This window comes from Micromonospora nigra (genome assembly GCF_900091585.1).
GTDB classification, from domain to species: domain Bacteria; phylum Actinomycetota; class Actinomycetes; order Mycobacteriales; family Micromonosporaceae; genus Micromonospora; species Micromonospora nigra.
Window position 1 is genome coordinate 1,453,030 of record NZ_FMHT01000003.1, and the last position, 21,653, is coordinate 1,474,682.

Below are 21,653 nucleotides of genomic sequence, written 5' to 3' on the forward strand. Positions count from 1 at the left end.
CGGGCGCGGTAGGCGGGCGCCCTCCCTACCGCGGCTGGACCAGACCGCTCCGGTACGCGATCACGACGAGCTGCGCCCGGTCCCGCGCGCCGAGCTTCGCCATCGCCCGGTTCACGTGGGTCTTCGCGGTCAGCGGGGAGACCACCAGCCGCTCGGCGATCTGCTCGTTGGACAGGCCGGTGGCGACCAGCGTGACGACCTCCCGCTCCCGCTCGGTGAGCACCCGCAACTGCTCGGGGTTGGCAGGCGGACCCGGCTCCGGCTGCGTCAGGAACCGGGCGATCAGCCCCCGGGTGGCCTTCGGCGACAACAGGGCGTCGCCGGCGGCGACGGTCCGGATGGCGTCCAGCAGCTCGGCAGGGTCGGCGCCCTTGCCGAGGAAGCCGCTGGCCCCGGCCCGCAGCGCCGCGAAGACGTACTCGTCCACCTCGAACGTGGTCAGGATCAGCACCCGTACGCCGGCCAGGGCCGGATCGGCGGTGATCTCCCGGGTGGCGGCGAGGCCGTCCAGCTCGGGCATCCGGATGTCCATCAGCACCACGTCGACGGGCGTCGCGCGGAGCTGGTCGACCGCCTCCCGACCGGTCGCCGCCTCGCCGACCACGGTCAGGTCGGGGGCGGAGTCGACGAGCACCCGGAACCCGGCGCGCAGCAGCTTCTGGTCGTCGGCCAGCAGCACGCGGATCGTCACTCGGCCACCTCCTGGGGCGCGGGCAGGTCCGCGCGTACCTGGAAACCACCGGCGGGTCGCGGGCCGGCGGTGAAGGTGCCGCCGACCGACTCGGCCCGCTCCCGCATGCCGAGCAGCCCCATGCCGCTCCCGGGCCCGGCGGGTGCGGGCGGCGGGGAGCCGACGCCGTCGTCGCGTACCTCGATGGTGAGGCCCGCGGGGTCGTAGCGCAGGCGGACCGCGACGGCCGCCCCCGGCGCGTGCCGGTGGGCGTTGGTCAGGGACTCCTGGATGATCCGGTACGCGGCCACGTCGACCGCGGTGGGCAGCGGCCGGGGCTGCCCGGCCACGGTCCAGCGCACCGGCTGCCCCGTGGCGAAGCCCTCCACCAGCGCGTCCAACCGGTTGAGGCTCGGTGCCGGCTCGACCGGCGCGTCGGTCTCCTCGTCGCGGCGCAGCACCCCGAGCACGGTGGCCAGTTCGTCCAGCACGGTGCGGCTGGCCGTGCGGACATGTCCGAGCGCCTCCTCGGCCGCGTCCGGCTGCCCGCGCAGGAGATGGCCGGCCACCCCGGCCTGCACGTTGATCAGGGCGATGTGGTGGGCGACCACGTCGTGCAGCTCGCGGGCGATGCGCAGCCGCTCCTCGGCCACGCGGCGGCGGGCCTCCTCCTCGCGGGTCTGCTCGGCGCGCAGGGCCCGCTCCTCCAGCACCGCCACGTACGCCCGCCGGCTGCGCACGGCGTCACCGGCCGCGACGGCGACGCCGAACCAGAGCAGCAGCGCCACCACCGCCGGGTCCACCCAGGAGACGCCGAGGGTGACCACGGCCGCCGCGCCGACCATGACCGCGCTGATCACGCCGGCCACGGCGGCGGTGCGCCGGTCGGTCCGGTTCGCGACGGTGTACGCGGCCAGCGCCACCGACAGCACGAACGGTCCCCGGGCCTGCTCCACCAGGATGGACAGGGCCGCCGTGCCGGTGACCACCGCGAGCACCGGCAGCGGGTGACGGCGGCGCAGCACCAGGGCGCCGCAACCGGTCAGGGAGATGAGTAGCGCGCCGACGCTCAACGGATCGCGGGGCGGCCCGCCCGGCGGGTCCACCGGCAGCAGGCTGACCACGAAGAGCAGCGCGGCCAGCGCGGCGTCACCGCCGGTCGGATGCGCCCGTACGGCCCGGCGCCACTCCGCGAGGCGTCCCATGCGATCAAGGTACGGCAGCAGCCCCGGTGCCGGCCGCTCCCCGCGGCCAACCCGACCCGGCGGAGGCAGACCGGTTGCCGGCGGGTCACGCTCGACTCGGTGCCGGTGCCCACCCACGGGGCCCCTGCCGTGGCAGGGGCCCCGTGGGTGGGAGAGAGCCGGTTTCGCCGGTGGCCTCAGATCAGGGCAGGATCCACTTCTGGTTGGCGCCGGTGTGGCAGGTCCACAGGTGCACGGCCTGGCCGTCGGCCGAGGAGTTCGCGGAGACGTCCAGACACTTGCCCGACTGCGGGTTGCGCAGGGTGCCGTCGGCCTGCGCCGACCAGTTCTGCGCACCCGTCCCGTTGCAGGTCCAGAGCTGGATCTTCGTGCCGTCCGCCGAACCACCGCCCGAGACGTCCAGACACTTGTTCAGCGCCCTGACCGTCGAGTTCGGCGTCACCGTCCACGTCTGCGCGGCGGCGCCGTTGCAGGTGTAGATCTGGATCTGCGTACCGTCGGCGGTCGCCGCGTCGCGGACGTCGAGGCACTTGCCGGCCAGGCCCTTAATCGGACCGGTGCCGGGGGTGCCCCCGCCCCCCTTCACCAGGGTGAAGTCGTCCACGTCGAAGAGCCCCGAACCCGAGCCGGTGAAGGTGAGGTAGAGGTTCTGGGTGCCCGACGGGACGGTGGACAGACTCGTCGTGACGTCGGCGAAGCTGGTCCAGCTACCCGTGTTGGGCACCGCGACCGAGCCGAGCACGGTCCCGGTGGTCGACCCGGTCCGCACCTGGATCGTGCCGCCCGGCCCGCCGGAGACGACCCGCGCCTTGAACGACGTGACGCCGGTCAGGTCGACTCCGTGGTACGCCGCCCAGTCACCCGGGTCGATGTAGCCGAGGGTCTGGCCGCCGTTGGCGCCGGCCTTGGTGAAGGGGGTGACCCCGCTCGACGAGCTGAACGACTCGGCCTGGACCGTCGTGTTCCCGGGCGGCGGTGGGTTGGATCCCAGTTCCTTGATCCGGATGTTGCGGAACGACGCGTCGTCGCCGTTGCCGTGGTTCTGGATGCCGATGTGGCCGGCCAGCGAACGCGCCGGGTTGGTGTTGGTGAAGTCGTTGATCTTCGAACCGTTGAGGAAGACCTGGAGCCGCTCTCCCTCGACCAGCAGCTCGTAGGTGTTCCACTCCCCCGGCGGGTTCAGCGCGGCGTCGCGGGCGGGGATGTCGGCGGACTTGAACGTGTACACCGACCCGGTGGTGCGGTCGGCGGCGTCGGTGGCGTCGATCTGGATCTCGTAACCGTTGTTCACCGCCGACCACGGGTCGCTCGACGGCGGGAAGCCGATGAAGACGCCCGAGTTGTCGTCCCCGGCGAGCTTCCAGTCGAGCTTGAGGGAGTAGTTGGTGAACTCCTTCGCGCTGTACCAGAGCATGCCGAGCCCGCCGACGGATGTCAGCGTGGCGTCGGAGTTGGTGAAGCTGCCCGGCCCGGCCTGCGACCAGCCGGTGGTCGAGCCGTTGTAGAGGGCGGTGTAACCGGTCTCCGCGCGGCAGTCGGCCTTGCTCCGGCCGGCCGCGTACCGGATGCCGCCGAGCAGGTGCGCGCGGAACGCCGCGTCGGAGTACGACGCCTGGGTGTGCCCGCCGCCGGTGTAGAAGGCCCGGCCGCCGCTGTAGGTCTTGCACCACGCGTGCGGGTGGTCGGCGCCCATCGAGCCGCCCGAGTACGAGCCCTCGTCGAGGGTGGCCAGGACCCGGGCGGTGGAGCGGGCGTTGGTGGTGTAGTTGTACCACTCGTCGGTGCGGTTCCAGGTCTGCGGCAGGTGGGCCGTGGCCGCGTGGGCCCGGTTCTCCACCTTGACGTTCGCCTGCTGGATCGCCGGGTGCGAGGCGAAGTACGCGCCGACCAGGTTGCCGTAGAACGACCAGTTGTACTCGGTGTCGGCGGCGGAGTGCACGCCGACGTAGCCGCCGCCGGAGCCGATGTACGACTCGAAGGCGGACTGCTGGGTGGCGTTGAGCACGTCGCCGGTGGTGTTGAGGAAGATCACCGCCTCGTACCGGGCGAGGTTGCCGGTGGTGAAGGCGGTGGCGTCCTCGGTGGCGGTGACGGTGAAGTTGTTCGCCGCGCCGAGGTCCCGGACGGCCTGGGTGCCGGCCGCGATCGAGTCGTGCCGGAAGCCGGCGGTCTTCGAGAAGACCAGCACGTCGTAGGCGGCGTCCGCCGCGCTGACGGGGCTGGCCGGGGTGGTGGTGCAGAAAAGTACGGCGAGAGCGGCGGTTGCCACCCCGAGTGCGGGTCGGAGCATTCTCATGGCAGGGTCCACTTCTGGTTGGCGCCGGTGTGGCAGGTCCACAGGTGCACGGCCTGGCCGTCGGCCGAGGAGTTCGCGGAGACGTCCAGACACTTGCCCGACTGCGGGTTGCGCAGGGTGCCGTCGGCCTGCGCCGACCAGTTCTGCGCACCCGTCCCGTTACAGGTCCAGAGCTGGATCTTCGTGCCGTCCGCCGAACCACCGCCCGAGACGTCCAGACACTTGTTCAGCGCCCTGACCGTCGAGTTCGGCGTCACCGTCCACGTCTGCGCGGCGCTGCCGTTGCAGGTGTAGATCTGGATCTGCGTACCGTCGGCGGTCGCCGCGTCGCGGACGTCGAGGCACTTGCCGGCGAGCCCCACGATCGGTCCGGTCCCGCCGCCGGAGGCCCCGGTGGTGAAGGTGAACGAGTCGATGTCGAAGAGCGCCCCGGCGCCACCGGCGAAGGTCAGGTAGAGCGTGGTGGTGCCGGCCGGCGGGCTGGAGATGGTGCCGGTGACGTTCTGGAAGGTCTCCCAGGAGCCGGTGACCGGCACGGTGGCCGAGCCGAGCACGGTTCCGGTGGCCGAGCCGGCACGGACCTGGAGGGTGCCGCCGACGCCGCCGGAGGAGACCCGGGCGGTGAACGAGGTCAGGTTGTTGATCCGGTACGGCTCGAACGCGATCCAGTCGCCGTTGTCGATGCTGCCGACGGTCTTGCCGCCCTCGGCCGTCGTCTTGCTGTACTGCGCGATGCCCGAGGAGGTCTTGTAGTGCTCGGCCTGCCGCTTCTTCGGCTGGAGGGTGTGCTGCTTGTGGGTGGTCAGCCCACCCGCGTCGGTGTACTCGGCGTCGAAGATGGCGAAGATGTTCGCCGCGTCGTCGTGCTCACCGTCGACCGGGATCGTGATCGACCCGGAGCAGCCGGTCTTCGAGGTGATCTGGTGGCCGTGGCTGTCGTGCCCGAGCACGTAGGTCATCTTGACCTTGGTGCAGTCGATGGTGCCGTCCTCCGGGTCGGTCACCGTGATGCTGAACGGCACGGTGTCCCCGTAGCTGAACAGCTGGCCGTTGCCGGGGCTGGTGATGGTCACGGTGGGCGCGGTGTTGCCGACGCCGATCTGCACGTTCGCCGTACCGGTGGCGTTCTGCGGGTCCTTGACGGTCAGCGTGACGGTGTACGTGCCGTTGGCGGTGTACGTCTTGCTCGGGTTGGCCGCCGTCGAGGTGGTGCCGTCACCGAAGTTCCACGAGTAGGTCAGGGCGCCACCCTCCGGGTCCGACGACCCGGCCGAGGAGAACTTCACGGTCAACGGGGCGGTGCCGGAGGTCCTGTCCGCCGCCGCGACCGCGGTCGGCGCCGCGTTGCCGCCGCCGATGTGGTCGTACCGGTAGAGGGCGGAGTTGGCGTCACCGTTGAAGTAGCCGGTGCCGTAGTCCAGGACGTAGAGCGCGCCGTCCGGGCCGAACGCCATGTCCATGACCTGCTTGCCGTTCCACGGGAAGGTGTCGATGGTGCCCGGGGAGCCGTCGCTGTCGACGTGGATCGGCTTGATCCAGCCCCGGCCCAGTTCACCTGCGAAGAACTGCCCGTCGAAGGACTGCGGCCACTTGGTGGCGGAGTTCAGCGAGGCGTTGTACCGGTAGACCGGCCCACCCATCGGCGACTCGGAGCCGCCGCCGAACTCCGGCGGGCTGCCGGCGTCACCGGCGTACCGGATCCAGGCCGCCTTCGCCCCCGGCAGGGTGGTCAGGCCGGTGTTGCGGAACGAGTTGTTGGTCGGGCCGCCGGTGCAGTCGTACTTGGCGCCGGCCGTGCTGTTGGAGAAGTTCCACTCGGCGTACGTCTCGTTCGCGGTGTTGGTCCCGGTGCAGTACGGCCAGCCGTAGTTGCCCGGCCCGGTGATCCGGTTGAACTCGACCTGGCCGCTGGGGCCGCGGCTGGTGGTGGTGCCGGCGTCCGGCCCGTAGTCACCGACGTAGACGATGCCGGTGGCCTTGTCCACGCTCATCCGGAACGGGTTGCGGAAACCCATCGCGTAGATCTCGGGCCGGGTCTTCGGGTCCGAGTCGACGAACATGTTGCCGGCCGGGATGGAGTACGTCCCGTTCGCGTTGACCTTGATCCGGAGGATCTTGCCGCGCAGGTCGTTGGTGTTGGCGGAGGTGCGCTGCGCGTCGTACGCGGGGTTGCGGTTGGTCCGCTCGTCGATCGGCGCGTACCCGGAGGAGTCGAACGGGTTGGTGTCGTCACCGGTCGACAGGTAGAGGTTGCCGGCGGCGTCGAAGTCGATGTCGCCGCCGACGTGGCAGCAGATGCCCCGGTCGGCCGGGACGTCGAGGACGTCGACCCTGCTGCCGGTGTTGATCGTGAAATCGCTGTTCAGGGTGAACCGGGACAGCCGGTTGACGCCCTGCCAGGCGGAGAAGTCGCTGCCGGTCGCCGGCGCGTCGCCGGACGGTGTGGACAGCGGCGGCGCGTAGTAGAGGTAGAGGTGCCGGTTGGTGGCGAAGTTCGGGTCCACCCCGACGCCCTGGAGCCCCTCCTCGTCGTGTGTGTACACCGGGAGGGTGCCGATGACGGAGGTGTTGCCGGCGGAGTCGGTCCGGCGCACCGTGCCGTTGCGGGCGGTGTGCACGACCGAGCGGTCGGGGAGCACCGCGATGGTCATCGGCTCGCCGACCTCGGCGACGCCCTTGGCGAGGGTGACCTGCTGGAAGTCGGTGCCCACGACGGGGTGGGCGGAGGCTGCCGTGGGCCCGCCCAGCGCGGTGGGCCCGGCGCCCAGGGCGACCGTGCCGGCGGCGGCCAGGACCAGCGCAAAGCCGGCGGACAACCATCGTCGACTGCGATGCGGAGTGGTGGTGATGCCCGATGTGGACATGGTGGTCCCTTCCTGACGAGTGATCTGCCAGGGCGGGCGCGCGCCGTCGCGCCGAATGCCGTAGCGGGAGGATGCGGGCCTGCCGGGTGCAGACCCGGCAGGCGTGACGACCGGTGGCCGGTAGGCCACGCGAAGGTCACGAGTCGATGGGTTCCCGCGCCGCCGGTTCACCTCGACGAAACACCGTTGCGATGGTCACGACATTAAGTCGGAACCGTCGATGTGTCTATACCTTCCGACCAACCAACGTGAACTTTCGTACATGGAAGCAAAAGTCCCGGAGAGCGGTCTCATCGCCGGTCGGACAGCCCGGCCAGGTGCAGCAGCAGGGCCTTGACCTCGATGGCGGCGATCCGGTCGCGCGCGGCCGACGCGTCGGAGCAGAGCAGCACCGGACCGTCGGCCGGATCGGCGGGCAGTCGACCGTGCGAACCGCGCACCGCCCGGGCCCCGGCATCCAGCCCGACGACACTCATCAGGTAGCGCATGCCCAGCTTCCTGCGGGCCAGTGCGACCGCGGCCCGCCGCTTCGCCGCACGCGGAGCCGTCGGGTCGAAGAACAGCTCCGCCGGGTCGTACCCGGGTTTGCGGTGGATCTCCACCAGCCGGGCGAAGTCGGGCGCCCGGGCGTCGTCGAGCCAGTAGTAGTACGTGAACCAGGCGTCCGGTTCGGCCACCAGCACCAGCTCACCGGCGCGCGGGTGGTCGAGCCCGTACCCGGCCCTGGCGGCCTCGTCGAGCACCTCGGCCACCCCGGGAAGCCCGGCGCAGAGCTTCGCCACCGCCGGCACGTCCGCCGGGTTCCGCACGTAGACGTGCGCGATCTGGTGGTCGGCGACCGCGAAGGCCCGCGACGTCCACGGGTCCAGGTACTCCATCCCGGCCTGGGTGTGCACCCGCAGCAGCCCCTCGACACGCAGCAGGCGGTTCACGTCGACCGGGCGGGACACGTCGGTGATGCCGTACTCCGACAGGACCACCACGGTCGTGTCCCGGTCCCGGGCGGCGTCCAGCAGCGGCGCGAGGACACCGTCCAGCTCGGCCGCCGCGGCGGCGGCCCGGGGTGACGAGGGCCCGAAGCGTTGCAGGTCGTAGTCCAGATGTGGGACGTACACCAGGGTCAGGTCCGGAGCCTGCTCGGTGAGGATCTGCTCGGCGGCCCGGCAGATCCACCGCGACGACGGTAGACCTGCGGTCGGTCCCCAGTAGGTGAACAGCGGGAAGGTGCCGAGCCGGTCGGTGAGCGCGTCGTGCAGCTCCGGGGGGTCGGTGTAGCAGTCCGGCTCCTTGCGCCCGTCGGCGCGGTAGACCGGCCGTGGGGTGACCGTCCAGTCGACGTCGGCGCCCATCGCGTACCACCAGCAGACGTTGGCCACGGTGTAGCCGGGCCGCACCCGGCGGGCCGCCGTCCACAGCTTCTCGCCGCCCACCAGGGCGTTGTGCTGCCGCCACAGCAGCACCTCGCCGAGGTCCCGGAAGTACCACCCGTTGCCGACGATCCCGTGCTCTGCCGGGAGGGCCCCGGTGAGGAGGGTCGACTGCACCGAGCAGGTCACGGCCGGCAGCACGGTGCCCAGCTCGGCCCGGAACCCACCGTCAGCCACCGCGCGCAGGCGGGGCATGTGCGCCAGCAGCCGGGGCGTCAGTCCCACCACGTCCAGCACCAGCACCTTTCTGCTCATGCCGCCACTCCCCGTCGTTCGGTCAGGCCCAGTCCGACCAGTTCGTCGCGGGCGAAGGCCAGTTCCGCGGCGATGCCGGCCGCCAGCTCCGCGTCGGTGCGGGGGCGCCGCGCCGCCGGCAGCACCCCCCAGGTGTACGTCTCGACGTCCAGGTGGTCGCAGCCGGCGACCGGGCCGGCGAACAGCTCCGCCAGCGCGGCACGCAGCACCGGCAGGGTCGACTCCAGCGGTGGTTCGGGCGGCGCGTGCAGCGGCACGTGGTAATGCACCCGCCACGGGCCGGGTAGTCGCGCCTCCAGCGCGGCATCCAGGTCGTCGGTGCTGTGGGCCGGGTCGGCCGGGTCGGTCACCGCCCCGCACCCCGCGGACCGGGTCTGGTGCAGGAAGCGCGGCTCGACCCAGCGGCGCAGCGCCTCCGTCGTACCGGCCGGCGCCTCGATCGCGGCGGAGACCTGCACCTTGACCACCGGCAGCCGGGCCGCCGCCAGCCGGGCCAGCGCCGCCGCCGGGTCCTCCCAGGCGCAGGCCAGGTGAGCCAGGTCCAGGCAGACCCCGAGCCGGTCGGTGTCCATCCCGGCCAGCCGCGAGCCGGCCTGGCCGGTCGTCTCCACCACGCACCCCGGTTCCGGCTCGAAGCCGATCCGGACCGGGCGGCCGGTGTCCCGCTCGACCGCCGCGAGGCCGGCCGCCAGCTGGTCCAGCCGGTGCCGGGCGGCGTCCGCGCGTGCCGCGTCCCAGGGCTCCCGCCAGGCCAGCGGCAGGGTGGAGACCGATCCGCGCACCGCGTCGTCCGGGAGCAGGTCGGCCAGCACCCGGGCCAGGTCCAGGGTGTACGCCAGCCGCGCGTCGGTGGTCCAGTCCGGGTGGTACACGGCGTCCTTGACCACCGGGGCCTGGAAGGCCGCGTACGGGAAGCCGTTGAGGGTGACCACCTCCAGACCCCGCGCGGTCAACTCGGCACGCAACCGGCGGCGCAGCGCCGGATCGGCGGCCAGCTCGGCGGCGACCGGCGCGGCCAGCCACAGCCCGAGGCCGAGCAGGTCGACGCCGAGCCGCTCGCGGACCGGCCGGGCGTGGCTGTCCAGCTGGGCGACGATGCCGGCGAGGTCCTCGGCCGGGTGCACGTTGGTGCAGTAGCCGAGGTGGACCGTCGTGCCACCGGCGTGCCGCAGCCGCATCAGGTGCCGCCGCGCAGGATCGAGCTGCCGGTCTCCGGGTCCACGGCGGCGAGGTCCAGCTCGGTCAGGTCGAGCCGCCCGGACTGGCCGTAGAACTCGACCGGGTTGCGCCAGAGAACCCGGTCGACGTCGTCGTCGGTGAACCCGGCCAGCAGCATCGCCTCCCCGGTGGCCCGGGTGAGCAGTGGGTCGGACCGCCCCCAGTCGGCGGCCGAGTTGACCAGCATCCGTTCGGTGCCGTGCTCGCGTAGCAGCTCGACCATCCGCGGGGGCGACATCTTCGTGTCCGGGTAGATCGAGAAGCCCATCCAGCATCCGCTGTCCCGGACGAGCGTGACGGTCACCTCGTTGAGGTGGTCGAGCACGACCCGGCCGGGAGCGATGCCGCACTCGGTGACCACGGCGAGACTGCGCTCCACGCCCCGGGCCTTGTCCCGGTGCGGGGTGTGCACCAACGCCGGCAGGTCGTGGGCGACGGCCAGGGCGAGCTGCACGGCGAAGACCTCGTCCTCCTCCGGCGTCATCGAGTCGTAGCCGATCTCGCCGACCGCCACCACACCGTCCTTCTCCAGGTAGCGGGGCAGCACGTCGAGCACCGGCCGGCAGCGCGGGTCGTTGGCCTCCTTCGGGTTCAGTGCCACCGTCGCGTGGTGCCGTACGCCGAACTGGCCGGCCCGGAACGGCTCCCAGCCGACCAGCGAGTCGAAGTAGTCGGTGAACGACCCGACGCTGGTGCGTGGCTGGCCGAGCCAGAACGCCGGTTCGACCACCGCGCGGACCCCGGCGGAGGCCATCCGCTCGTAGTCGTCGGTCGTCCGCGACGTCATGTGGATGTGCGGGTCGAAGATCCGCATGTCACGCCTCCCTGGGATGCGGGTGGTCGGCCGGGGCGGCCAGCCGGTCGAGCAGGTCGGTGGCGTCGGCGGGCATGGTCCGGCCGGCGGCGGCGCGTTCGGCGGCGAGGGCGGCGAGCATCAACGCCAGCTCGCCGTCGGCCCGTTCGTCGAGGTCGGCGACCACGGCCAGCGGCACACCCGTGAACACACACTTGAGCACGGCCTGCCGCCAGGCGGACGGGTCCAGGTGCCGGGCGTACGGGCCGAGGGCGGCGGCGACCAGTCGGGTGTCGTTGGTGCGGATCGCGTCGTGCAGCAGCGGCACGGCGTCCGCGCCGACCGGCAGCAGCGGCAGCGCCCGCAGCACCGCCCGCCTCTCGGCGGCGTCACCGTGCCGGTAGAGGAGGTCGGTGAACGCGGTGTGGTCGGCGGGCAGGGCGGTCAGCAGCAGCACCCGCGCCGCGTCGTCGGCGGTCCAGCCGGGCAGCTCCGGCAGCTCGTTGCGGCCGCAGCGCCGGCCGGCGGCGGCGAACACGCCGGTGATCGCGGCGGGCTCGGCCGTCACCCGGCGCAGGGCCGCGTCCAGCCATTCGGGATCGGGTACGCCCCGAAGGGCCTTCCGCAGTCGATCCGGTGTCATCGGACCCTCCTCCCTCGTGTGCTGTTCAGCGGAGCGCGATGGTCCCGTCGTCGACGTCGGCCGCGTCGGCGGCGCGCAGGAAGTCCAGGGAGCGGGCGGCGACGGCGGGGGCGGCGTGCGAGTGCCGGGGCAGCTCCACCGCGACCAGGCCGCGATAGCCGACCGCCCGCAGCGCACGCAGCACCGGCGGGAAGTCGATCTCGCCCGTGCCGAACTCCAGGTGTTCGTGGACGCCCCGCCGCATGTCGTCGATCTGCACGTTCACCAGGTGTTCGGCCACCTGGCGCACGCAGTCGGCCACCGGCCGGGGCTCCAGACAGCGGCAGTGTCCGATGTCGAGGGTGATGCCGAACCGCGCCGGTGCGCCGAGCGCGGCGTGCAGGCGGTGCCAGCCCGCGACGTCCTCGACGAGCATTCCTGGTTCCGGCTCGAAGCCGAGCGTCACGCCGGCCGCGTCGGCGGCGTCGACCACGGTCGCGCAACCGGCCACCAGCCGGTCCCAGGCGATCGCCGGCGGGACGGTCCCGGGCCGCACGCCGGCCCAGAAGGAGACGGCCTCCGCACCCAGATCGGCGCCCACCCGTACGGCCCGGTGCAGGAACTCGATCCGCCGGGCCGGGTCGTCGTGCAGCAGCGTCGGGGCGTGCTTGTGCCACGGATCGAGCAGGTACCGGGCGCCGGTCTCCACCACCACGGCGAGACCGAGCGCGTCCAGCCGACGCGAAACGGCGGCGACCCGCCCGGCCAGCCCGGGGGCGAACGGGTCGAGGTGGTCGTGGTCGAGCGTGAGCGCCACCCCCGTATAGCCCAGCTCGGCGATGACCGCCAGCGCGTCGTCCAGCCGGTGGTTGGCGAAGCCGTTCGTGCCGTACCCGAACCGCAACCCGCCCTCGCCGGACCGGCTCTCACCAGCGGCCTGTGGGACGGTCATGTCGGGGAGACCCTCCGGGCCAGCCGGCGGGCCAGCGGCGCCGCCGCCGCGACCGCCGCGCCGAGCAGACCGGCGCCGGCGCGGGCGGTCAGGGCGCCCTGGAGGGCGGGCAGCCCGGTGATCCCGGCACCGACCGCCGCGCGCACCCGACCGGCGGACGGGTCGACGACCACCCGGGCCTGCGCCGCCCCGTACCGGGCGGCGTACCAGGTGGCCAGCAGGGCCGGCAGGGCGGCGAGGGGTGAACCGGTGGTGGCCGGTGGGCGGCCGGCGCTGGCGGCGACGAGGGCGGTGCCGGCGAGGGTGCGCAGCGGCAGTGCCCGGTCGGCGCCGTCGACCTCGCGGCGGGACAGCGCCGTGACGGTCCAGGTGTGCGCGGCGACGGTGACCGCCGCCGGGACGGCCCGGGACAGCCGGCCGCCGGTCGCGCCGAGCAGCACGTCCAGCCCTCGGCAGGCGGCCATCACGGCCGGTCCGGCGGAGGTGTTCTTGGCACGCAGGTCGTACCCCCAGACGGCCGTGGCGAGCGGGACCGCGACCGCCGCCGCCCTCCCGCCCCCGACGGCGGCGGCGAGGCCGACCCCGGCGGCGGTGAGCCCGACGGCCAGGCCGAGCGCGACCTCCGGGGTGACCCGGCCAGTGGGGATCGGCCGCTCCGGGCGCTCGACAGCGTCCAGCCGCCGGTCGGCCCAGTCGTTGCCGGCCATGCCGGCCCAGTAGAGCAGCACCGAGGCGGCGGCCAGTCCCGGCGTCCGCCGGCCCAGCGACCCGGCCGCCGCGGCGCCGGCCACGACGTCGCCGGGAACCGAGAGCGCCGCCGGGGCCCGCACCAGCTCGGCGAGATCAGCGAGGGTAGGCACCGGAAACCCCCTCGTGCAGGCGACGGGTGTACGCGCACAGCCGGTGCCACTGGTCGCCGAGCGCGTGCGTGGGCTCGCCCAGTGGGTCCTTGAAGAAGAACGCCAGGTCCTCCAGCGGTCCACTGTCACCGGCGGCGTGCGCGGCGGCGGTGAGCCGGGCCAGGTCCAGCACCAGCGGGGCGGCCAACGCGGAGTCGCAGCCGTGCCAGGTGAACTCGAGGCGCATCCCGACGCCGAGGAACCCCGCGAAGGTGACGAGGTCCCAGGCGGACTTGTGGTCGCCCAGCTCCTCGACGTAGTCGATCCGGGTGCCGCCCTGCGGGACGTAGCCGAGGATCTCCCCGAGTACCCGCTGCTTGCTGGCCACCTTGGCGGCGTTGGCAGCCGGATCGGCGAGGGTGGCGCCGTCGCCGCCGCCGAGCAGGTTGACCCCGCTCCACGAGCGCACCGCCAGGTGCCGCATCGCGAACATCGGGGCCAGCACGGACTTGACCAGCGTCTCCCCGGTCTTGCCGTCGTGCCCGGCGTACGGCAGGCCCCGCTCGTCGGCGAGCGCCCGCAGGGCGGGCAGGCGCAGGCCTGTGGACGGGGTGAAGTCGACATACGGGCAGCCGGCCTCGACGGCCGCGTAGGCGTAGAGCGAGCTGGTGGGCAGCACCGCCTCCGCACCGGCCAGCGCGGCCCGCAGCGCGACCGGGTCCGTGTGAGCCGGGTGTGGGCCGGCGGCCGGCTCGGTGGCCGAGACGTTGACCACCACCACCCGCGCGAGACCGTGCCGCTCTCGGAACGCGGTCAGCTCGGCGATGGTCGCAGCCGCCCGGTCGGCCTGGGTGCCGACGGTGGGTGCGAGGCGTAGCTCCCGCTCGACCTCGGCCAACTCGGTGCCGAGGGCGTCGACCAGGCGGCCCGGCACCACGCCGGCGGCGGCGAGCGTCTCGGCGCGCTTGGCCAGTGGTGTGGCCACCACGTCGTGTCCGCCGAGGACCAGGTCGGAGAAGGCCGGCAGGGCGGGACCGCGAAGCTCGGGCAGCTCGGTGACGCAGCCGGTCGGGTCGGTGAGCCCGGACCGCAGGGCGAGCGCCCCGACGATGCTGGTGGTCGCGACGGAACCGCGAGCCCCCACCAGCCAGACACCCGTACGCAATGGTGCTCCCCTCCGGTCGCGAGGAACCGACCTTGCATTGATATATAGCAATATCAAAGATTTGGTCCGAGAACTACTCGTCTGAGCGGATGGGCCCCGTCCGCCGACCAGCCCGGGAGAAGGTCCGAACCGGCGTCGAAGTCGGCGGCGACGACGCCGGACCGGCGCCCGGTGCAGGTGCGGACGGACGGGGCTGGCAGGCAGGGGCGGTCGGCGTCCCGACCCTGCCTCCCCCGCATCCGGCCGGTCGGACGACGGCGCGCCCGACCGGAGGTCATCAGGAAACCGGATCCGCCGTGCGGCGGAAGGCGACGTGGTTGCGGCGGCAGGAAACCGGGTCCGCCGTGCGGCGGCGAGGTGGGTCTGCGTGGGCGGCGGTAGAGGCTGGTCGGGGCACGGTGTCCTCCGGGTGGCCGGGGCCCGCAGGTCGTCGCGGCGGTCCTGCGGCGCGCGGGACGGGGTGGTGTGTTGGCGCTCCGGTGGGTGGTGGGTGGTGGTGCGGTGGCGAGCCTTGCGGGTCGCCGGATGTGCGGTCCTCCGGTGCGGCCGGGGAATCCCGGTCCGGCCGCACCGGAGACCGTCCTGCTCGTGCCATTCGTGCCGTGGCGGCCCGGATGGCACGCCCCGTCCGGCGCCGACCTCGTCCCGACCGCGGGGCGCAACCGCGGACGGTCCCTCGCCGGTCGGCGTCGGGGGTGGCTCAGGCGGCTACCGTGGCCAGCGCCGGCTCCACCTCGGTCCACGAGGAACCGCGGTCCGCCGAGCGGGTCACCGCGTCCAGCACGAGCTGGACCTGCAACGCGTCGGCGAACGAGGGAGTCGGGTCGGCGCCGGTGGCGACCGCCTCGATGAAGTCCCGCATCTGATGGGTGAAGGAGTGCTCGTACCCGATGATGTGGCCCGGAGGCCACCAGGCCGACATGTACGGGTGCTCGGCCTCGGTCACCAGGATGCGGCTGAAGCCCTGCTCGGCGGCGGGTCGCGTCGCGTCGTAGAACTCCAGCTCGTTGAGGCGCTCCAGGTCGAAGACCACCGAGCCGAGCGACCCGTTGATCTCCACCCGGAGGGCGTTCTTGCGACCCGTCGCGAAACGGCTCGCCTCGTACGTCGCCACGGCGCCGCCGTCGAGCCGGGCCACGAAGACCGCGGCGTCGTCGACGGTGACCAGCCCCGTGGCCGGCCGACGGCCATCGGCCGGACCATGACCGTCGACGGAGCCGTGACCGTCGACCGAACCGTGGCCGTCCATCGGTACGGCGCCGTCCACGGTGGCGGCCAGTCCGCTCGATCCGGCGGGCAGCGGCCGTTCCCTGACGAAGGTCTCGGTGAGGGCGCTGACCCCGCTGATCTGCTGGCCGGTGACGAACTGGGTCAGGTCGATGATGTGCGCGCCGATGTCGCCGAGCGCGCCCGAGCCTGCCCGCTCCCGCTGCAACCGCCACACCAGCGGGAACTGCGGGTCCACGATCCAGTCCTGCAGGTAGGTGGCGCGGACGTGCCGGATCACCCCGAGCCGCCCGTCGGCGACGAGTTGCCGCATCAGGGTCACGGCGGGCACCCGGCGGTAGTTGAAACCGCACATCGACCGCACACCGGCGGCCTGCGCGGTGGCCGCGGCGGCGGCCATCGCCCGTGCCTCGGCGACCGTGTTGGCCAGCGGCTTCTCGCACAGCACGTGCTTGCCGGCGGCCAGCGCGGCGAGGGCGATCTCGGCGTGGCTGTCCCCCGGCGTGCAGATGTCGACCACGTCGATGTCGTCGCGGGCGACCAGGCCGCGCCAGTCGGTGGTGTGCGCCTCCCAGCCGAGCCGGTCGGCGGCGTCGGCCACCCGCCCGGCGTCCCGGCCACAGATGAGCGCCATCCGGGCCCGCGCCGGCAGGTCGTACACGCGGTTCACGGTGCGCCACGCCTGCGAGTGCGCGGCGCCCATGAACGCGTAGCCGACCATGCCGACCCGCAGTTGTCTGTCTGTCGTGGACAAGGTGGGTCTCCCCCCGTTCGTCAGAACCCGAGCTTGAGGTAGTCGCCCGCGTTCTCCTTGGTGATCGTCTCGGAGGCGAGGATGATCTCCTTCGGTACCTGGAGTTCCACCAGGTCGGACATGCCCCGGCCCTGGGCGATGAGCCGGGCCAGGGACACTGCCGAGGACGCCATCGACGGGCTGTAGGTGACGGTGGCCTTCAGCACGGTGTTGTCGGCCTGGATGTCCTCCATGGCCTTCTTCGAGCCGGCCCCGCCGACCATGAAGAACTCCTTGCGGCCCGTCTGGTTGACCGCGGCCAGGACGCCGATGCCCTGGTCGTCGTCGTGGTTCCACAACGCGTCCAGCTTCGGCAGCGCCTGGAGCAGCTGCGTCGCCGCCTGCTGACCGGAGTCGACGGTGAACTCGGCCGGCCGGCGGTTGGCGACCCGCAGGCCGTTGGCCGCCAGGGTGTCGGCGAACCCCTTGGAGCGCTCCTGGGTCAGCTCCAGCGAGTCGATGCCGGGGATCTCCCCGATCACCGGGTTGCTGACGTTGCGCGCCTTGAGCTGCTCGACGATGTAGGTCGCGGCGGCCACGCCCATGCCGTAGTTGTCGCCCTTGATCTGGCACCGGTAGGCCCGCGGGTCGGGGAAGGCGCGGTCCAGGTTGACCACGGGGATGCCGGCGTTCATCGCCTCCAGGCCGAAGGCGTTGAGTTCCTTGCCGTCGTGCGGCAGCAGCACGATCACGTCGGGCTTCTGCGAGATGAGGGTGGACAGCGCCGCGCGCTGGGCTGCCGCGTCCGCGCCGGCCTCCACGCTCTTGAACTCCACGTCGGAGTACGCGGCGGCCTGCGCCTTGGCGTTGTTGGTGATGGCGGCGATCCAGCCGTGGTCGGCGGCCGGGGCGGAGAAGCCGACGACGACCCGCTTGCCGGGCTCGCTGTTGCCGCCCGCCGGGTCGGCCGCCTTCGTCTGCGCCTCGGTGGGTGTGCTCTCGTTGCTCGTGCAGCCGGCGAGCAGGACGCCGGCGCCGACGGCGGCACCGCCGAAGAGCAGCCGACGGCGACTGTGCTGGGTCATGACGACCTCCTGGAGGGGGTGGTGGTGGGCGGGAGGAAGGGCGTACGGGGTCCGGCCACCGTCGCGTGCTCGGGCGGCCGGGTCGCGTGGATCGCAGGTGGGGACGGGTCAGCCGGCGCGGAGCCGGTTGCGGCTCAGGAACTGGGTGACGCTGCGGAACTGGAACTGCTGGACCAGGACGGCGGCGACGATGATGCCGCCCTTGACCATGTTCTGGGCCTCGGTGGACAGACCGTTGATGGCGAAGAGGTTGGTGATGGTGGCGAAGATGATCACTCCGAGCAGGGAGCCGATGATGGTGCCCCGCCCGCCGCTGAGCAGTGTGCCGCCGATGATCGCGGCGGCGATCGCGTCCAGCTCGTAGAGGTTCGCCATGGCCGCCTGGGCCGAGTTGGCCTGGGCGGTGAGCATGACGGCGGCGATGCCGCAGCACAGCCCGGACAGCGCGTACAGCAGCACGGTGTGCCGCCGGACGTCGATGCCGGCCAGCCGGGCGGCCTCCGGGTTGCCGCCGACGGCGACGGTGCGCCGGCCGAAGGTGGTGCGGTTGAGCAGCACCCAGCCGGCCGCCACCACGGCGGCGAGGATGTAGACCAGCACCGGGATGCCGAGCAGGTCGGTGCTGGCGATACCGTTGATGGTGGCGTTGTCCGACACCTGGGTCTGCTTGTCGGAGATCTCGGCGGCCAGGCCCCGCGCGGCCACCAGCATGGCCAGGGTGGCGATGAACGGCACCAACCGGCCGTACGAGATGAGCAGCCCGTTGACCACGCCGACCACCACACCGACGGTCAGCGCGGTGAAGACCATGCCGCCCGCGCCGAAGCTCTGGGTGGCCACCGTGGTGCACCAGACCCCGGCCAGCGCGACGATCGCACCCACCGACAGATCGATGCCCCCGCCGATGATGACGAAGGTCATCCCGACGGTGACCACGCCGACCACCGCGGCCAGTTTGAGGATGGTGAGGCTGTTGTCGAGCACCCAGTCCCCGTTGGAGTAGAGGTCGGGTCGGGTGGCGACGCCGATCACGACCAGCACCACCAGCACCCCGAGCAGGCCGAGGTTGCGTTTCGCGCCCTCGCCGCCGTCGCCGCTCCACCAGGAGATCCGGCCTCCGGCCGGGCTGGTGCGCACGGCGGTGTGCTCACCGGCCGCCGCGGTCTGCGCGGGGTCCACCGGGGGTGACTGCGCCGGGAGCTCCGCCTCCCTCGTCGACGCCGTGGCCGCCTTGCCCGTCTCGGTCATGCGGATGTGCCTTCCATCAGGGACCCCGCCATGACGAGGTCGAGCACGGTGTTCTCGTCGAGTTCGCCGGCCGCTGCCTCGCGGACGACGCGGCCCTCCCGCATCACGAGCACCCGGTCGGCCAGACCCAGCACCTCGGGCACCTCGCTGGACACCAGCAGCACCCCGACGCCACGCGCCGCCAGGGCGCGGACCACCTGGTAGAGCTCGGCCCGGGCACCGACGTCGACGCCCCGGGTCGGCTCGTCGAGCAGCAGCAGCCTCGTGTCACCGAGCAGCCACCGCCCGACGACCACCTTCTGCTGGTTGCCGCCGGACAGGGTGCGTACCGGCCGGCGCACGTCGCGGGGGCGCAGCTCCAGGCTCTCGGCGACCCGGTCCGCCTCGGCGCGTTCCCGCCCGACGTCGGTGAAGCCGAGCCGGGCGTACCGGGCGAAGGTGGCCAGGGTGACGTTGCGGTAGATCGGCTCGTCGAGCAGCAGCGCCTGGCTCTTGCGTTCCTCGGGGGCCAGGCCCATGCCGGCCCTGACCGCAGCCCCGATGCTGCCGGGCCGCAGGGCCCTGCCGCCCATCCGCACCGTGCCGGCGTCGGCCCGCCGCGCCCCGTAGATGGTCTCCAGCAGCTCGGACCGGCCCGAGCCGACCAGCCCGGCGATGCCGACGATCTCACCTGGCCGCACCCGCAGGGACACGTCGGTGAACTCGCCGGATCGGGTCAGCCGGTCGACCCGCAGCAGCTCGCCGCCCTCGGGGGCGTCGGTGGGCCGGTCGGGGAAGACGTACTCGATGGTCCGGCCGGTCATCCGGGCGACCAGGTCGCCGGTCGGGGTGTCGCGGGCCGGCAGGTTGGCCGCCGTGGTGCGGCCGTCCTTGAGGACGGTGACCCGGTCGCCGATCTCGCGGATCTCCTCCAGCCGGTGGGAGATGTAGATGACGGCGATGCCCTGGGCGGTCAGCTCGCGGACGATCCGGAACAGGTTGCCCACCTCGTCGTGGGCCAGCACTGCGCTCGGCTCGTCCATGATGATCAGCCGGGCCTCGTGGGACAGGGCGCGGGCCATGCTGACGATCTGTTTGCCGGCGGCGGGCAGCGCCCGCACCATCCGCCCGGGTGGGATCTCGGCATGCCCGAGCCGGCCGAGGAGTTCCCGGGTACGCCGGGCCATCCGACCCCGCTGGACGAAGCCCAGACGCCGCGGTTCGTGGCCGAGGAAGGCGTTCTCCGCGACCGACAGGTCTTCCACGAGGTCGAGTTCCTGGTAGATGGTGGCGATGCCGGCGCGCATGGCGGCCTGCGGGTTCGCGAAGGTCACCGGCTCGCCGCGCCACTGCACCTGGCCGGAGTCCGGCCGGTGCACGCCCGCGAGCACCTTGATCAGGGTCGACTTCCCGGCGCCGTTCTGCCCGAGCAGGCAGTGCACCTCACCGGCCCGGACCTCGAGCTGCACGCCGTCGAGGGCGCGTACGCCGGGGAAGGTCTTGACCAGGTCGGTCAGGCGCAGCACCACCTCGCCGGTGGGGGCGTCCGTCGGCCGCCGCGTGTCGTCCCGGCTGGTCACGATGCCTCCGCGAAGGCCACGTCGCTGGCGAGCACGGCGGCACCGGCGACGCCGGCGCGGGGGCCCAGCTCCGACAGCACGACCGGAAGGTTGCCGGTGGCCAGCGGCAACGAGCGCCGGTAGACGACGCTGCGGATCTCGGCGAGCAGGATGTGCCCGAGCTGGGCGAGCCCGCCACCGATCACGATCATGGACGGGTTGGTGAAGCTGACGAGCCCCGCGAGGACACCCCCGACCCGGCGTCCGCCGTCGCGGATGAGCTGGATGCAGGTGACGTCTCCCTCGCCGGCACCGGCGGCGACGTCCAGCGCGGTGACGGTGCTCCGGGCGGCGAGCCGCTCGGCCAGCGCGGGCGAGCTGCCGCCGCGCGCGGCGGCCGTGGCGTCCTTGGCCAGGGCGGCGCCGCTGAACAGCGCCTCCAGGCAGCCGATGTTGCCGCAGGAGCAGACCGGCCCGTGCGAGTCGACCTGGATGTGGCCGATGTCCCCGGCGCAGCCGTCGGTGCCCCGGTAGACCTCGCCGCTGAGGTAGATCCCGCACCCTATGCCGGTGCCGATCTTGACGAAGAGGAAGTCGTCGATGGAGTGGGCGACGCCGCCGTGCCGCTCGCCGATCGCCATGATGTTGACGTCGTTGTCGACCACGGCGGGGCATCCGTGCTCACGGGTGAGCAGTTCGCGCACCGGGAACCGGTCCCAGCCGGGCATGATCGGCGGCGACACCGGGACGCCGTCGCGGAAGCTGACCGGCCCGGGCACGCCGATGCCGACGGCGGCCAACCGCTCGTACGCCCCGTCGACGCGCGCCTTGTGCAGCAGGTCGTTGACGCGTTGCAGGATCACCTTCGGGCCGGAGCGGATGTCGGCGGGCTCGGCGTACGCGGCCACCGGTTCGAGCCGGCCGTTGACCACCTCGACGTCGATGGAGCTGGCACCGAGGTCGACGGCGGCGAAGCGCAGGTGCGGGCTCAGCTCGACCAGGGTGGATCGGCGGCCACCACGGGAGGCGGCCATCCCCGCCTCGGCCACGTAGCCGAGCCCGACCAGGCGTTCCAGCTCGGCGAGCAGGCGCGGGCGGGGGATCTGGAGGCGGTCGGCCAGTTCGGCCCGGGACACCGCCCCCTCGTCGCGCAGCAGCCGCAACAGGCGTTGGTGCAGGGGTTCGACGGTCCGCACCGGTCCACCTCCGTCGGTGTCGGGTCACGTCGACGTGTCGTCGACGTGTAGTGCCCGTCACAGTAGGAGGCTTCCGCAGAGCTGTCCATACCTTCAGACAACTTGTGCCGAACTTTTGTCGGACCGAGCAAAAGCCGGAGTGGCGCTGTGGCCCGCGCAGGTGCTCCCCTGAGTGCAGGTGCTCCCCTGAGTGCAGGTGCTCCCACGGGTGCAGGTGCTTCCACGGGGCAGGTGCTTCCGCGGGTGCAGGTGCTCCCATGGTGCGGCAGGACGGGGAGTCCTCGGCCAATGACACCGCCGCCTGCCGCAACTGGTGCGGC

16 protein-coding genes are annotated in these 21,653 nt (G+C 72.8%); all 16 read right to left on the reverse strand.

Annotated features, from left to right (window positions below; genetic code table 11):
- Nucleotides 1–25 precede the first annotated feature (25 nt).
- The 16 genes from GA0070616_RS05820 to GA0070616_RS05895 all read right to left on the reverse strand — a co-directional run bounded on the left by GA0070616_RS05820 (nucleotide 26) and on the right by GA0070616_RS05895 (nucleotide 21,333).
- On the reverse strand, nucleotides 26–691 hold the full coding sequence (locus GA0070616_RS05820; RefSeq protein WP_091077468.1) for a response regulator transcription factor: 666 nt from the start codon (nucleotides 689–691) through the stop codon (nucleotides 26–28).
- Nucleotides 688–1,875 (reverse strand): sensor histidine kinase, encoded by a 1,188-nt coding sequence (locus tag GA0070616_RS05825; RefSeq protein WP_091077471.1) that lies wholly within the window; start codon nucleotides 1,873–1,875, stop codon nucleotides 688–690. The genes GA0070616_RS05820 and GA0070616_RS05825 overlap by 4 nt, the downstream gene beginning before the upstream one ends.
- Before the next feature lie 181 nt (nucleotides 1,876–2,056).
- Nucleotides 2,057–4,171, reverse strand: coding sequence for a ThuA domain-containing protein (locus tag GA0070616_RS05830; RefSeq protein ID WP_091077475.1), 2,115 nt, complete (start codon nucleotides 4,169–4,171; stop codon nucleotides 2,057–2,059).
- Nucleotides 4,168–7,035 (reverse strand): carbohydrate-binding protein, encoded by a 2,868-nt coding sequence (locus GA0070616_RS05835; RefSeq protein WP_091077478.1) that lies wholly within the window; start codon nucleotides 7,033–7,035, stop codon nucleotides 4,168–4,170. Before GA0070616_RS05835 ends, GA0070616_RS05830 begins: the two co-directional genes overlap by 4 nt.
- A 290-nt stretch (nucleotides 7,036–7,325) precedes the next feature.
- The gene (locus GA0070616_RS05840) at nucleotides 7,326–8,717 is read right to left on the reverse strand and encodes an alkaline phosphatase family protein (RefSeq protein WP_175439991.1); all 1,392 of its coding nucleotides are present in this window, start codon (nucleotides 8,715–8,717) and stop codon (nucleotides 7,326–7,328) included.
- A complete protein-coding gene (gene eboE, locus GA0070616_RS05845) occupies nucleotides 8,714–9,895 on the reverse strand; it encodes a metabolite traffic protein EboE (protein WP_091077483.1) in 1,182 nt (393 codons plus the stop codon). Before eboE ends, GA0070616_RS05840 begins: the two co-directional genes overlap by 4 nt.
- Entirely contained in the window at nucleotides 9,895–10,749 is an 855-nt protein-coding gene (locus tag GA0070616_RS05850) for a TatD family hydrolase (protein ID WP_091077486.1), read from the reverse strand. Before GA0070616_RS05850 ends, eboE begins: the two co-directional genes overlap by 1 nt.
- A gap of 1 nt (nucleotide 10,750) precedes the next feature.
- The gene (locus GA0070616_RS05855; protein ID WP_091077490.1) at nucleotides 10,751–11,371 is read right to left on the reverse strand and encodes an EboA domain-containing protein; all 621 of its coding nucleotides are present in this window, start codon (nucleotides 11,369–11,371) and stop codon (nucleotides 10,751–10,753) included.
- A 25-nt stretch (nucleotides 11,372–11,396) separates the two neighbouring features.
- Nucleotides 11,397–12,302 carry a sugar phosphate isomerase/epimerase family protein gene (locus GA0070616_RS05860; RefSeq protein WP_091077494.1) on the reverse strand — a complete coding sequence of 302 codons (906 nt, stop codon included), beginning with the start codon at nucleotides 12,300–12,302 and terminating at the stop codon, nucleotides 11,397–11,399.
- Nucleotides 12,299–13,162 (reverse strand): SCO3242 family prenyltransferase, encoded by an 864-nt coding sequence (locus GA0070616_RS05865; RefSeq protein ID WP_091077498.1) that lies wholly within the window; start codon nucleotides 13,160–13,162, stop codon nucleotides 12,299–12,301. Before GA0070616_RS05865 ends, GA0070616_RS05860 begins: the two co-directional genes overlap by 4 nt.
- Nucleotides 13,146–14,306, reverse strand: coding sequence for an inositol-3-phosphate synthase (locus GA0070616_RS05870; RefSeq protein WP_091077501.1), 1,161 nt, complete (start codon nucleotides 14,304–14,306; stop codon nucleotides 13,146–13,148). The genes GA0070616_RS05865 and GA0070616_RS05870 overlap by 17 nt, the downstream gene beginning before the upstream one ends.
- A 700-nt stretch (nucleotides 14,307–15,006) precedes the next feature.
- Nucleotides 15,007–16,254 (reverse strand): Gfo/Idh/MocA family protein, encoded by a 1,248-nt coding sequence (locus GA0070616_RS05875; RefSeq protein WP_425412986.1) that lies wholly within the window; start codon nucleotides 16,252–16,254, stop codon nucleotides 15,007–15,009.
- A gap of 53 nt (nucleotides 16,255–16,307) precedes the next feature.
- A complete protein-coding gene (locus GA0070616_RS05880) occupies nucleotides 16,308–17,351 on the reverse strand; it encodes a substrate-binding domain-containing protein (protein WP_091077506.1) in 1,044 nt (347 codons plus the stop codon).
- A 108-nt stretch (nucleotides 17,352–17,459) separates the two neighbouring features.
- Nucleotides 17,460–18,599, reverse strand: coding sequence for an ABC transporter permease (locus tag GA0070616_RS05885; RefSeq protein ID WP_091077510.1), 1,140 nt, complete (start codon nucleotides 18,597–18,599; stop codon nucleotides 17,460–17,462).
- On the reverse strand, nucleotides 18,596–20,158 hold the full coding sequence (locus tag GA0070616_RS05890) for a sugar ABC transporter ATP-binding protein (RefSeq protein WP_245712675.1): 1,563 nt from the start codon (nucleotides 20,156–20,158) through the stop codon (nucleotides 18,596–18,598). The genes GA0070616_RS05885 and GA0070616_RS05890 overlap by 4 nt, the downstream gene beginning before the upstream one ends.
- A complete protein-coding gene (locus tag GA0070616_RS05895; protein WP_091077514.1) occupies nucleotides 20,155–21,333 on the reverse strand; it encodes an ROK family protein in 1,179 nt (392 codons plus the stop codon). The genes GA0070616_RS05890 and GA0070616_RS05895 overlap by 4 nt, the downstream gene beginning before the upstream one ends.
- Nucleotides 21,334–21,653: the final 320 nt, after the last annotated feature.